The organism is Ignavibacteriales bacterium, assembly GCA_016709155.1.
Lineage (GTDB): Bacteria > Bacteroidota > Ignavibacteria > Ignavibacteriales > Ignavibacteriaceae > JADJEI01.
On the sequence record JADJEI010000001.1, the window covers coordinates 1,030,136 to 1,044,874 of the forward strand.

Genomic DNA, 14,739 nt, shown 5'->3' on the forward strand with positions numbered 1-14,739 from the left:
ACTTAAACAAATTTTTTCATTAAATCATTGAATTTAATTTTGCCTTCGCGTATTAGAACCGGTTCATCCCCCGTTAAATCAATCAGTGTTGAAGCCTGAAAGAATGATTTTTTCTTATTATAAAAAACTGCATCTACTTCATTTCCGAAAATTTCTGTTATCAAAGATGCGTCATTTAAAGGATCTTCCTCTGTTCTGTTTACGCTCGTTGAAATAAGCGGCATTTTTAATTCATTTAGAAGCTGACTACAAAATCTATGATTGGGAATTCTAAAGGCACTTGTCTCAGAGTTAAATAATTTTTTCATTTCGTTATTTAGTTTTAGTACAACTGAGATAGGGTTAGGCCAAATTGAAAGTAAATAATCAAAATGTTTCTCTGAACTTAATTCCACGTATCTTTTCAGATCATCTATGCTGCTGATTAGCAGAATATAACGTTTCCATTTCTCCCTACCTTTTATCAGGTTTATTCTTTGAATAGCTTCATCGTTAAATGGATTAGCGCCGAAACCGTATATTGTATCAGTGGGATAAACAAAAACTCCACCCTCCAGGTATATTTTTTTTGCTAATAACACTGCGTCAGCGGGGCTTTTGTCAATGTAAATAATCTCAGCTTTCATTATCCAATATTTTATTAATGATTGGTAGTATATTTTCCGGAAGCAATTTATTACCACAATCGAAATGACCAAGTGGACAAATGGAATGCCCATGAATTCCGCATGGTTTGCAGCTTAAATTATTAATACCAATAGATTGGCTTTTATTATTATATGGGTAAAATCCAAATTCAGGTACGGTAGAACAATAAATAGTCAAAACCGGAATATCTGCACACATACCAAGATGTGTAGGTGCGCTGTCATTGCAGATTAGTAACTTGGCTTTTTTTAAAAGTTCAATTGACTCAACTAAACTTAGCTCGCCAGCTAGGTTAATCACTTTTTCACTGTTGTTTGAAATTGAATTGCACATTTCAAAATCTTCTTTACTGCCAAGAAGAAGAACAGTCTCATTTAAACTAATTAAGTAATCAATTATTTTTTTGAAATATTCTTCGGGATATCTTTTAGTTGCCCAGATACTTCCTGGTGCAATTGCCACAAAGTTATTTATTTTTTTTATCGAGAGTATTTCCTCTACTTTTTTTCTTACTTCTTCCGTGGGATTACTTATTGGCAGAATTTTCCAATCTGTGTCATTTGTATTGCTTCCTGCAAGTTCAAGGTTTCGCCTAACTTCCTGAAAATCGTGTCTATATTCAATTATATTCTCATAAACCTGTTTAAAGCTCGAATTTGAAAATCCAAATGTTTCTTTCACTTTAGAAAACAATACAATCAACGCGGTTCTGAATGATCTATGGGGGGAGTATATTTTTGTGTAATTGTTGGCAGAAATTATTTTTGCTATTTTGATTACAGACCCAAAAGATTTGTACTCATTCTTCTTATCAATTACAAATACTTTATTAACGAATGGTGAAGAATAAAACAGCTCTGCCGTCGCTGGAATAGCTAAGACATCAACACCACAATTATTAAATTTATTAGAAAGAAATTGTATCATTGGCAAAGTCAGAATGGCATCACCAATAAAGGCTGTTTGAATTACAAGAATTTTTTCAACAGTCATTTCAGTATTTCCACCTATTATGCATCCAAAACCATTGCTCGGGATATTGTCTGATAATACGCTCTAATATTGAAGTGTGTCTTTGAGTAATTTCTTTAATCTTTTCCTCTTCATTCTCCGGCAAATTATTCATATCGATTTCTTCTAATTCAAGTAAATATGAGTAATCTGATTGCCTGACGCCGATGCCGTAAATCATCGGAGCTCCTGTCTTGACTGCAAGAGTTGCCGGTCCATCATAAGTTGCTGATTGTATTCCAAATAAATTAACTCTCATTCCATCCGCCGGACCCCTTTGATCAGCCACCATTGCGATAATATTTTTTGCTTTTAATTCTTGAAAAATCGTTCTTACTGACATACCCAGCGGTACAATTTTATTTCCCCATTTTGTACGATACTTGTTCATTCTGTCGGAGACAAACTTGTTGCTTTGGGGCTTAATAATTACTGAGAATGGAATACCAATTTGTTGAGCGACAGAAAGTGCAACAAATTCCCAATTCCCAAAATGTGCAGAAAGTAGAATAACTCCTTTTCCTTCGTTGAATTTGTTCACTATTAAATTTTTATTCGGGCAGTTGACAGCATTAGTTAATTCATACGTTGATAAATTTTCCAATAATAAAATTTCAATAAACGTAACAGCGATACTTTTATAATTTTCCCAGGCTGTTTTTTTTATTTTAGGCTCCTCCCAATTAGGAAATGCAAGGCGAAGGTTATTGAAAACCGTTTTTTTTTCGGACGGGGATTAAATAGTAAAAGACAAAAGCAACAACTGAATTAAGTTGTCTGGCATTCTGAAGTCCAATAAGACCAAAGAATTTTTGGAAAGAAATTAATAAAAAGTATTCGAGTTTCGATTTCAATGTATTCTAATAGATAAAAGTATAATTGCAAAATTAGAATAATGAAAAGAGATTGCAATTTATTTTATTTCATCTCAAGAGTTCAGAAGCCGAATTCTGGGCATTAAGTAGTTAATGTACAAAAATTTTTTGTGCCCAGTCGTCATCACGCAATTCACCTCTTTTCGTTGAATGCAAAAGTAAATAATCTGAGAAGCCTGAGAGATCACCAAAAACAAACTGTACTCCCCCCTCAATCTGATTGTAATACCATATCTCGTAGGGTTTTTTATCCACCTCATTGGGAAAGCGTTCAATTTCAGATGGCTCTCCATAGGTAATAAACACTCTTCCTCTATCAGTTTTCCAGCCAACTTTTTGAATTGTAGTAAACCGTTCATTTGCTTGCTTCACGCGATTAAAGTATTCATACTTAAAATCTATTTCGGGAAATTCCGGATTAAAAATCCTATTGCTCCAGAACGCAACTAAAAACTTTTTCTTGCCTTCAACGTTAGTCAATCGCTCCCACTGCTTATTTTCGTCAGAAACAGAAATGTAGCTCGATTGTTCATAAATTTCATTTAATTCTTCTTCAGACATTGCTCCAAATTCTGTAGCAAGCTGGGAGCCATCTGTTTTAACTAAAGTAGTTGAGTCAATAACACCGGGGTTAAAAAGGTAAACTTTTTTAGATGTTAGATAAGAAATATTCTTAATACTATCTGATAATATTTGGACAAGAGTATATGAACCGCTCGGGAACTTACTCACATTACAAGTTCCGACATCAACCAGAGATGCATGATCACGATTAATAAATTTCCTTTTTCTATAAACTGTTTTGCTTGATGAGTTTACTAACAAATAATCAAGCCGAAGCTTCAACTCATTTATGTCTTTGTTGATTGAATACAGCTCCGAATAAAAAAATACTACCGGCATTTTGTCACCATAAACTCCCGAAGGATTAGGAATTACATCGAAAGTGTTTTTATAGAATGGTGAACCATCTCCATTTTCATTTTCTATTTTGGTAATTGAATTTGCAAGTTGGATATCACTGGCAAAAAAAGTTTTTTGTTTATTATAATCCAGGGTAAATTCAAAAGCTATATCTTCCGATTGAGTAGTATCATTCAAATCAGATGCGAAAATTTTACAAATGTATTCACCATACTTTAACCTGTAAGTAAGCACACCAATCAGTGATTTTGTTTCTTCGGCTGAGGATGAATCAAAAACAGGATTTTGAAACTGATATTGTTTATTCACTTGCAAAGCATTAGTACTTTTCTCAAAAATATTTATGCTGAGTTTACCTGCAACTTCCTTTTTACCCGCAGATTCCTTTACACTCATATTTGGTGTATAGAATCCATAATAAATTTCGATATACCCGGTTGAATCATCGTAGAAAAACCGCGCATAATCAATATCTACTTTAAAATTTGTTTGGGCAGATATTACTGCCTGCCAAAACAATAAAGAGAATATTATTCTTTTCACTTTAATTATCCTTGTTAATAAAAAAGGCAGGGGTTGCCTGCCTTTAATTTAATTCAAACAGAAAGTTTAGAAACCAAGTTTTACCGTAACCATATGATTAGCATCAAAATAATCCACTGAGCGATACGCATAATCAACAGAAATATCAACTCCGGTTTGGAGTTTTACACCAGCACCGAAAGTCGGGCCCCAAAGACTTTCGTCAGTATTTCCGGCGTTTTCAGATACAAATGCATAACCGCCTCGAACGAAGAAAGTATTCTGAAACCCATATTCGCCCGCAAGTCTGTATTCATCATTTGCAAAGTTGTTATTCTGAAATGATGACGCAAACAGCATCTGATTGCTTTCATCAAATTGGTATTGATATGCTAAACCGAGTTCCAACTGGGATGGTAATTCGAAGGAGGCAGCTACTATACTGTATCTTTGATCGCCCCTATCGGAACCAGATTCTTGAGCAACTCTTAACAAATCAGGTCCATCGAATGCCATTTGAGGTCCAAGATTTCTCAAAACAACTCCCATCTGCAATCCTTCTACACCTGCTAAGCCATTATATTGGATACCAGCATCAAAGGAAAAACCGGAAGCGCTTGTACCGATAATTTTTTCAGAAATAAGATTTAGGTTAACACCAACACGGATCCTATCAGTTAAGGAATTAGAGTAGGTTATCCCTGCAATCACAAAGGTGGGTGAAAAAGTCGAACCAGTGCCATAGGGATTCTCGACTGTAGTAATAGGTATATCACCAAAATCTAAAGTCCTAACGCTAAATGCGATTGCACCAAAATCACCGAGGTTGGCACCGATTGCAGCATAGGACAAGCCAATGTCGGCGATGTAATTCATATAAGAAAACATTGCTTCAGTATTAGTAGAGCCTGCACCAAATCCGGCGGGATTATAATAAAGTGCATCAATTCCTGTCATACCCGAAATATATGCACCGCTCATTGCTAACCCACGTGCATTAACTGGAATAAGTAATTCCTGAGCACCGGCAGTTCCGTTTCTTTTTCCTCCACCGGCATAAAGATTGAGTGATAAAGTCATCAAAGTCATTATCACCATTAAAACTACTGTCAATTTTTTAGTCATTTTTAATTTCTCCTTAGTTAATAGCAATACTTTTAATTAATATTTGGGGAAGGTTTAACTTCCCCGATAATTTAGATTCTATCAATGTATTGCGTTTCTTGAATAACTGCCAGCTTCATTATTTTTGTACCGATACCGGGCATATCAATATATGCAATATAAACTCCACTCGCGACTGGAATTCCGGACGTATTTAAAAGATCCCAGTCAACATACGGTGAGGTAGAATTTTTTTCAATTTTGCGAACAAATACCACAGCAAGTGACACAATTCTAATCGTTGATTGAGTTGGTAAGCCGGTAAACCTCATAAATCTTGCGTATTTATTCTGCTCTAGACTATGTGCTCCAAAGTAGGGGTTAGGAAATACAGTAATCTTATCAAGATTCTCAGCACCCGCAGTGGTGTTACCAATTTCTGATTTTAATGGCATACTTCTATATTTATCACCGCCAGCTAAACCAGATAATCCACGCCAAGGTGAAACTCTTAGAACGGTTCCTGGTTCGGGTAAATCACCATCAATTGCCAATTGCCCGAATTTATGAATAGTTGGATTGTTTCTTGAATTACCACTTGGATTAGGTAGCGAATCTAAATTAAAACCAGGGTCGTAAGCAAAAATTTCTTCCCATTTTCCATCTGATTTGTGGGTCCATTGATTATCCCAAACACCACGACCAAGAATGGCACGGTCAAAATCAACTACTTTAACCACTAATCTTTTATCATCGGAAGGATCATCATAAGTTCTCCCAATATTCCATATTTCAAAAGGAACCGTCCCAATTCCTAACGAATCGCTACCAAAAGCAGGGAATAAAGTAGGAAGATGTCCACTGACATAATATTGAGATTCACCTGTAAATCTAATTTCATAATTATCAAAACCCAAACCTTCCTCAGCTTTGGTGCCCTGCCAATTTAATCTAAAATTGGATCCGCCGGCTAAAATCTGCCACTTTCCTGTTGAGTTAAAGCTGGTATCAACATTAACAATAGGATCAAGTACGACACCTCCAGGACCCTTAACTTCATCGACGCTTTTGATTCTATACTTAGTGGCAACTTCTTCAAGTTTTTCTAATCCAGTATTTTGAACACTCGCTAATATTCCATCAAACACAAGTTTGTCAAGCAAACTATCAGATCCAAATGAAGTAAGATTAGAATACAGTGTATCAGCCTTTGTGACGTTTATAATGGAATAAGAAGTGTCACCTTCTACAACTCCACCAACAACCGAAATTTCATACTCGTCTCCCGTGACAGCAAGAGGATCAATGACATAGAAATTGATATTGCCGTCTCCGCTACCGGAAACTTGAGTGGCTGTTTCAGAATCACCCGAATTGTTTGAAAGAACAACATCAACAGCCTGTCTTCCCGGTCTAACTTCAAAGATCTGAGGCGGATTTTCTAGATATTTTGGATCAGAATTCGGAGAATATCCAAATGACGTAACACCAAAATAATACGGATGAGCATCAACCATTGGGATTTTATTTATTTCATCTTGTCTGGTTCGATAAAAATGTGCTGTTCCTGTATTTGGTAATTCATAGACCGGAAGTTCAACAAGCACACCCCCAACTGTGGTTGCTTGTGTCACTAGATCTATATCATCGGCAACGTCAAAAATTCCTAAAAGTGTAGGATCTGATCCTGCCAGGTCACTAAACTGCCAAACTAAATATCCTTGAAATGTATATGTGGTATCCGAAAAACCCTGTCCATAAATTAAAGGATCCCCTTCATCATAAGATTCAGAATTTGGTTCCCAATAAAGCGTCACTTCACCTTGGTCTGTATATGCGCTAACTTTTGGTGCTGGAGGAGTGTTTGTGATTTGGAAATCCAGATCATAGGCAATTTGAGCAGCCAGGTCCTTTCTTTTCAAATCTTTAACAGCAAGAATTCTATCATTAGCCCTGGTTATTAAAATACCTACTACAACTTCCTGAGTATCGCCCGGAGCCATATCAAACGGCCCAGAAGCCATTACATGCCTTCTATCGTCAGGCGCTTCACCGCCAGGCCATCCCTCCCCTTCATACCAACCGGTACCAGCAACGGGATCTCCAGCGACAGTAAATTTAACTGTCTGACCAGTATTCGGGTCAATAAATGGCTGACCGTCCGCAAGGAACCCTGTCATATAGTTATAAAATTGAACTGAGCCTGCAGCTACTCCAAGATCCGGATCTGTATAGAGTGCATTACCATTAATATAAAAGGTAAAAGCAGTCATAGGTAAATTTCTAAATCCTTTTCTGTAAGTGGCTTGCACTATCGGCCCTTGAAAGAAATCATCTCCATCAGCGGCAGGCTGGGTTCCATAAAATCCTTCATCATCGTTATCACCATTATATCTATAACCCAAACTGAGTACAGTATCGCAGCCAGTAAAATCATCACCGGCATAACCAAGATCAGTATCTGACCAGTAGGCAAGTACTACATCTTTAAGTGTTAACGTGCCTTTGTTAATAAGTGTGTATTTCTTAAATACCATATCACCCAGATCACCTGTTCGGTTAAAGGCAAAAACAGTAGTCTGTTGTTCAAGACCCATTGGTAGAGTTCCATAGGTAAAAGTACTTCTCGAAGCATCCATGTCATTCGAAACACACCAAAGTACTTCGTCACCAATAAATTGAGGTAAGTCTACACCTTTTGTATAGATTCCATCTCCATCAATATCATCCCACGGTGCACCGTCTTCAACAGGCCATTCATTATAGTCCTTTTCATATGCATCACGCACCGGTCCCGGGGGTAAGGATTCCCAACCTTTACGGATTTTAAAAATACGGTATTTACTCAAACTTGGATCATCTGCAGTACCGTCAGGTAATATTTTACCTGCTTGCAACCCTTGTCTGTATGTTGAACCATTTACTCTTATTTCTCGACCAATTTTTGCTCCCCAGATAAAACCATCGGCAAATATAGCAGGAATTGTTGCATTATCTCCGCCTGGCCAATAGAAACCAGAGGCATCTATTCTTGGATCGTGCGAACCATATCCATTATTGCCGATCCACATGAAACATTGATTCACTGATATCCAGTTATAGTTATCATTTGTATTAGTTTTGGATAATTTTGATTTATCTTTTTCCTTTTCCTTGGGGGCAAATCCAAGGGAGAGAAGACCAAAAGCCAATACAATTGACATCATATAGATAATTTTTTTATTATTCATTTTTCTCTCCATATTGATGTAATTATTAATAATCTAACCTTAGGCCAAGCCTAATTTGTCTTGGTGTTCCAAAATTTCCAGAATTATAAATGGAAGCAAGATATAGTGCTTTATATGTATCTGCAGCCTCCTGTACATGATTAAGAATATATCTTTGATATCTTGCGCTCCCTTCGGGACTAGCAAGCCCACCATCATCGACCGTATCTCCGCTTGTACCAAACACACCTACAACATTTTGAATATCAAGCAGGTTTATAACCCAGATGTAAACATTTAAATTTAGTGGGCCGAGAGAAAAAGATTTATCAAATTTTGCGTCTAATTGAAAATTCCAGGGAGTTACGGAAGAATTAAGTGATTCAATAGGAACTCTTGCATTTCCAAATCCTTCAAATCGAGTATAATTGAACCCGCTGTTGAAACTAAATAATAGATTGAATCCAAAATTCGAGAGTATTTTACTCCCGAGTACCTCAGGACCATCTTCATCAACAAAGCGGTAATCAAGATTGATTGATCCTCTGTGAGTTTGATTAAAAGTCAAAGGCGTAATCTGCTGAGGGAAGAAAGGAGTTGAGGTTGGCGACTGCCAAATGGCTCTGCCAGCTTCATTAGGAGTAGAACCGGTTCCCTGAGCATCAGAATAGGTGTAGTCAATAGACGCCGAAATTCTTTCTGTCCTTCTTAAATCTAATTTCATTTCAATACCTTTAACAGTAGTAAAATCACCATTAACGAGAGCATAGTATTGAACATGTGATGCACCCGGATCAGCGAAGATACTTCTAATCTGAACCTGGTCTTTGATATCTTTATAAAAACCTGTAATATCGAATGCAAAATTAGACCCCAGCTGTTGTTTGAAACCGATTTCATACTGTGTCGTTCTTTCCGGTCGGATCCCATACCCAACTGGATTAAGTTCAGCAAATCCTCCTTTAATAATATCTGAACTTCTATTGAAGCCAAGATAAATATTCCTTAATTGAGACTGCTGAATGAATTTACCATACTGAGCATGAAAAACTGTTTGATCAGTGACAGGAAATGAAAAACCTAATCTTGGACTAACCTGTAGAATTGGATCAACATCAACTAATGAGGCTGAATCAATTATTCCCTCAGAATTGAACTGAACATCATGCGGATTTTCAAAAGTTTTGGAATCAGTATTGATATAATCCAACCTGAATCCTATGTTCAAAACCAAATCGGTGAATTCCATCTTGTCCTGAATGTAAAAAGCGGAAAACACAGGATGCTTTGGTCCTTGAATACCGTCATTTAGTTCATTACCAAAAGTATCATATCCATAATTGTCAAGCCTATCGTAAGCTCCGCCAATATCGCCATCCGCAATTGATTTTATATTATCTGCGATGGATATTGTATTAGGCATATCATATCGCCGAATTGTGTAATAAGTATATTCTCCACCAGTTTTGATTTCATGGATTTTACCCACCTGATAGAGGAAATTCAATTTACCACCAAATGACTGATATTTTGTTTTGGTATAACCGTTAAATGGTCTGTCATATCTCTCAAATCCAAAACCATAGGCTCTTAATGTAGTTGCAAATTCACCATCACGTCTAAGTGTTCTGCCATAATCTGCATTAGCAAGAGAGTCACCATAAAGAGTAATATCGTGTTGAAAAATTGGGTCCATTGTAACAGCATAGTCATTAAAATAATTAAGGATGACATCATAAAATGCAACTGGACTAATTACGTGAGTTATTTTAGCACCTCCCGTAAATGTGTAATTCTGGTTTAAACTTGCACTATTTACCCGATTAACAGTAGTCCAGCCAACACCACCTCGGTTTTCATTCCATCTATGATTGGCATTTATTTTAATACTGAATGGATTTAAATTCCAGGTTAAATTTCCTTGTAACTGGTAAGTATTACTTCCATTATTTAATACTGTACCATTCGGGTAGAAAACACTGAATGTATCCGGATATGGATTCTCAGTCGTACTTAATAGAGGATCTAAACTCGGAGCGTCTGGATCAACAAGGTTTTGGAAATTATACTCTCTACGATAATTAGCAGGACTTCGCTGGTAAATATTATTACCTGCAATAAAAAATTTAAGATCTTTAAAATTTGGCAAAACGGGGCCGCCAGCAGTAAAGGTGTATTCACTATAACCATAAGCGTATCCGCCAAGAAATTCGTCGCCAGCGTTTGCAAAATTATCTGTAATGGCTTCAAAACCAAAATTATAATTTTCGGATCCAGCTCTGGATGTAGTGCTTATTATTCCGCCGTTTGCACCTCCAAACTCTGCTGAATAACCTCCAGCCTGCACTTGTATTTCTTCGATAGCATTATTGATCATACCTGTAGTTGAACCTCCACTTACTGGATTGTTAACTAAAACACCATCCACATAAAAAGCAACACCGTCGGAACGGCTGCCACGAATATATATATTACCCCCTTGTGTCACTACGCCTGCCTGTGTACCGACAATAGCATTCACTCCTCTGATTGGAAGGTTTTTGATATCTTCCTGGTTAACAATGCTAGTTTGATTTGTAGTATTCTTGTTTATAAGAGGTTTTGGAGCTACTACTACAACTGTCTCTGTCTGATATGTTTCGGAAGGCAGTTGAAATAGAACTTCCGTAGTAAGGTTTACGGAAATTCTTATATTTTCCATTCGTACTTCTCTATACCCAATATATCTTGCAACAATAGTATATGTTCCTGGAGGTGTGTTAAGTATAACATAATCTCCATTAACATCTGTTGCTGCGCCCAAATTTGTTCCATTAACAAGAACATTTGCTCCAATGAGAGCATCACCGGTTTCAAGATCGGTAACTTTACCGACTATTTTACCGGTTTGGGAAAATATCAGAATAGGAGTACTGACAATTAACAGTAGAATAAATTGTAAAAATTTTGACATCATCGTCTTCTCCTAAATTTATTAAAATTTCATTTATTTCGATCGTACTGGTAACGAAGGGGTACTGTTGAATATCAGAGTGGGAGTTTCAGGATCCCCGGTGATAAACAAGTATTGCCTTGTACCTGCAGTTAGCGTTGAATTAAATGGACCCGAAAGTGTATCATATTCAGGATTGATTGTTGTTGGGTTATCGGTAGTATCTTCGATAACATAAAACGAGTAATCACCTGCAGCTTCGTTCAAAGTCGCGGTTTGATTGTACTCATAAAGGCTTCTGATAGTAGAATCGAAACCGGTACTAATGTATGCAATCGTATATTTCTTCTGATTTTGAGTTGAAGTATTCGGGGAAACATTTGTGGTTAATATTTTAACCAAACCCGGATCGGGAGTTTCATCAAGATATACAACACCATCAGTCATAGCGTAGGGTGCGAAAGAATGAAGTGTATCTACGCCTGGAGCGTAAACGCCATCAAATATAAGTGTTATCTCTTCATAGGATGAAATTGTAACATTATCATTAAAAAGTTCGGTTCCAGAATCATCAGTTAATACAAAATGCCGGCTTCCTGAGGGAAGGTCGAAATAGCTTCCTAATAATTCATTTTGATTTACCGAACCTTTTAACTCATCATCAATGTAAACATTAAATTTGTCAACATTATAAGAAAAATTGCCAACTCTAACACTGGAGTAAGGTCTGGCAACAGGGTCGATAGTAGGCTCCTCGAAACAACCTGTAATCAAAAAGCCAGTGAGAATTATAGCAAGAAGCGATAATTGTGCAGTAATTTTTTTCATCATCATTTACCTCTTACGTTTATTTACTTTTTAAGAATCTAGACTTGTTCGATTTTGATATTTAATTTCTATTAAATGCATATTCGATCAAATCTAAAATTTGAAATACATTATTAAGCAAGGATTGCCCGCTAATGGGGCAATCCTTAAAATTTGAAGTTGAATCAGGCGAATAGCCTCATTTTACTTCATTAACATCATTTTTTTGGTAGCAGTAAAGCTGCCTGCATTTATTGTATAAACATAAACGCCTGAAGCAAGTTTTGAAGCATCAAAATTTACTTCGTAATTACCGGAAGTTAAATCTGAGTTAACTAATGTAGCTACTTCAGTTCCAAGAATGTCATAAACCTTTAATACAACTTTAGAAGCAGTAGGAACTGCAAACTTAATAGTTGTAGCCGGGTTAAATGGGTTTGGATAGTTCTGTGAGATACTGAATTCATTTGGAATATTATTTCCATCTGGTGTAACATCAGAAATGATCGGAATACCAAACCACAATAAAGCTTGATAAGGTGAATTTTCATTTGCATATCCAGTCCAGTGATAATATGAATAATCACCATCGATTGCAGTATTTAATGCAATAGGATCATAAGCAGCGTAGAAAATTTTATTTCCTGCACCAAGAGTTCTATGATGCATTGTTGGATGAGTTTCGATTACTGGAACTCCGCCGATACCTCTTGTTTCAACATTCATATCAATTTCGCCATCAGCAACTTCATAAGCATCAATCCAGTTACTGCCGCCGGTTTCATAGGTAGGATTGTACATTAATGAATCTGCATCTCCATAGCTGTTGAATAAGTCAAATAATGGACCGCCAAAAGCTGTGCCGCTTATCGGTGTTACTAACGAAGGAATAGCTTGTCCGGAAGTACCATCATAGCTTACATCGTTGTAACTGTGTCCAATTCCAAGAATATCAAATTCAAAAGAACCTGCAGTAAAATCTTGATCAGCATAGCCATATCTATCACCGAGCCATTCCTGACCAACTAAATAATAGTTTCTGCTGCCATCAGCTTCTAACCAGGGTCTGATAATTGAATCTTGATAATCAGATGGTGCACCATTACAGATTTCGATTACGTTATCATAGCTGTCCATTATAGAGGCTGGTAATAATCCGTAACCCCAGGTATCATGTTCAAAGTAAAAACCACCGCCCTGAATATCGGCACCAAAATAATAATCTTGTGGATAGCCTGTCACAGTTGAGAAGCCATTAAACACAACAAGTGTTCTGGCAAGTGAAGGAGCGAAAACAAAGAAGGATACTGTTTCTGACATACTCGAATGATTATTTACATCGGTAGCTTCTATATAATAGTCAACCGTTGTACCGGGAGTCTGCGCAGGAATTTGACCTGTATAACTCGGCTCACTACCAGTCATTGCTACTTCATTCCATGTTGTTTGACCATCATTACTCCACATAATTTTTGCACCTGCAACCCCTGCGGATCCGGGATCACCAGGATTGGTATCAGTGATGTCAGCGTCAATAGTAAAAGGACCTACATCAACACCGCTTGGAATAACTGTGAAAGAATTTATATCTGGGGGTGGATCTCCAGTAATATCAACTGCAACTAAATAATCCCATGTATATTCACGAGACCACCAGCCATAATCATTTCCCGGGTCTAAACGACCGTTTGCATAAAATTTCCAACCTGGGTAGCCAATAATACCGGACATAAATCCAAGTCTGTCAGCATCCAAAGTTGTACCGGTATTTTTATAAGCAACTCCAAATATTTCGCCGCCAAGTACTGTAGGTTCAAATAGAATGTTCATATCAACCCATTGATAGGTTGTTCCGCCGGCAGGCAATGGTGTAATAGGAGCACCAAATCCGCCATCACTCCAAAGGTCATCACCGAAAGGTTCTGGATCGCCGGTAATTGAAACCCAGCCTTCGCCAAGATAATCCGGATTGCCTTTGAAAGAAGTTACATTATTATAACCGTTGCCGGAAGCTGTATAATAACCATCCAACTCAATCGGAACTGCTAAAAGTTCAGCTTCAGATAAACTTACTTTAACTAATTTAACTTCCAATATTGCACCGTTTGCAACACCGGCATCGTCTGTAGAGAGAAATGCAACTCCTTTAATTGTCATATCGGCAGGAGCTTTAAACCACTGTACCATCCAGTCTTGACCGAAAAGACCAAAGTTAGTGTTAAAGGTGCCGTCGTTATAACCTAAAGTATCTAACAATCCCAGAGTAGAACCTGGAATTTTATTAAGGGTTATTACTTCACTCTTTTTGTCGAAAGGTTTCATTTTCATGATTTCGAGACTTGTCTCGTTACCTTTCATTTTATAGAACTTACCATCAGGTCGCATAACCATTTTATCCTGTGCAAATAGGATTGCAGGAAGAAACGTCAGCGCCATTAAAAGAACAGAAAGTTTTTTTAGCATTATATGCTCTCCTTTTAGTTTTTTGTATTGGTTGTTTAAACAATGATTTAATATCAAGCATTTAGAACTTCGAAAGCAAAACACTTAATATTAATTTATTGTTAATTCATTTACTATGTGAAATTACTATAACTCTATTTTCGTGTCAAGTTTTTTTTAATAAATCTTTCGTGTGCGAAATAGTACTTTTTTTATATATTGTCAAGAGATTTTATTTTCCGCTAAAATTAAATGACGACCGATT

At 36.9% G+C, this 14,739-nt stretch carries 8 protein-coding genes and 1 pseudogene; all 9 read right to left on the reverse strand.

Annotated features, from left to right (window positions below):
- Window positions 1-2: 2 nt before the first annotated feature.
- The 9 genes and pseudogenes from IPH11_05350 to IPH11_05390 all read right to left on the reverse strand — a co-directional run bounded on the left by IPH11_05350 (window position 3) and on the right by IPH11_05390 (window position 14,495).
- A complete protein-coding gene (locus tag IPH11_05350) occupies window positions 3-626 on the reverse strand; it encodes a threonylcarbamoyl-AMP synthase (protein ID MBK6913105.1) in 624 nt (207 codons plus the stop codon).
- Complete coding sequence (locus tag IPH11_05355) at window positions 616-1,641, reverse strand: glycosyltransferase family 9 protein (GenBank protein MBK6913106.1); 1,026 nt, start codon at window positions 1,639-1,641, stop codon at window positions 616-618. The genes IPH11_05350 and IPH11_05355 overlap by 11 nt, the downstream gene beginning before the upstream one ends.
- Window position 1,642: 1 nt before the next feature.
- Window positions 1,643-2,383: pseudogene (locus IPH11_05360) on the reverse strand (lysophospholipid acyltransferase family protein).
- Between the two features lie 241 nt (window positions 2,384-2,624).
- Window positions 2,625-4,001: a GWxTD domain-containing protein gene (locus IPH11_05365; protein ID MBK6913107.1), complete on the reverse strand. Its 1,377-nt coding sequence runs from the start codon at window positions 3,999-4,001 to the stop codon at window positions 2,625-2,627.
- A 66-nt stretch (window positions 4,002-4,067) separates the two neighbouring features.
- Window positions 4,068-5,105, reverse strand: coding sequence for a PorV/PorQ family protein (locus IPH11_05370; protein ID MBK6913108.1), 1,038 nt, complete (start codon window positions 5,103-5,105; stop codon window positions 4,068-4,070).
- A gap of 71 nt (window positions 5,106-5,176) precedes the next feature.
- The gene (locus tag IPH11_05375; GenBank protein ID MBK6913109.1) at window positions 5,177-8,314 is read right to left on the reverse strand and encodes a hypothetical protein; all 3,138 of its coding nucleotides are present in this window, start codon (window positions 8,312-8,314) and stop codon (window positions 5,177-5,179) included.
- Window positions 8,315-8,339: 25 nt separating this feature from the next.
- The gene (locus IPH11_05380) at window positions 8,340-11,246 is read right to left on the reverse strand and encodes a TonB-dependent receptor (protein MBK6913110.1); all 2,907 of its coding nucleotides are present in this window, start codon (window positions 11,244-11,246) and stop codon (window positions 8,340-8,342) included.
- Window positions 11,247-11,279: 33 nt separating this feature from the next.
- Window positions 11,280-12,056: a hypothetical protein gene (locus tag IPH11_05385; GenBank protein MBK6913111.1), complete on the reverse strand. Its 777-nt coding sequence runs from the start codon at window positions 12,054-12,056 to the stop codon at window positions 11,280-11,282.
- Window positions 12,057-12,236: 180 nt separating this feature from the next.
- Entirely contained in the window at window positions 12,237-14,495 is a 2,259-nt protein-coding gene (locus IPH11_05390) for a T9SS type A sorting domain-containing protein (protein ID MBK6913112.1), read from the reverse strand.
- Window positions 14,496-14,739 lie beyond the last annotated feature (244 nt).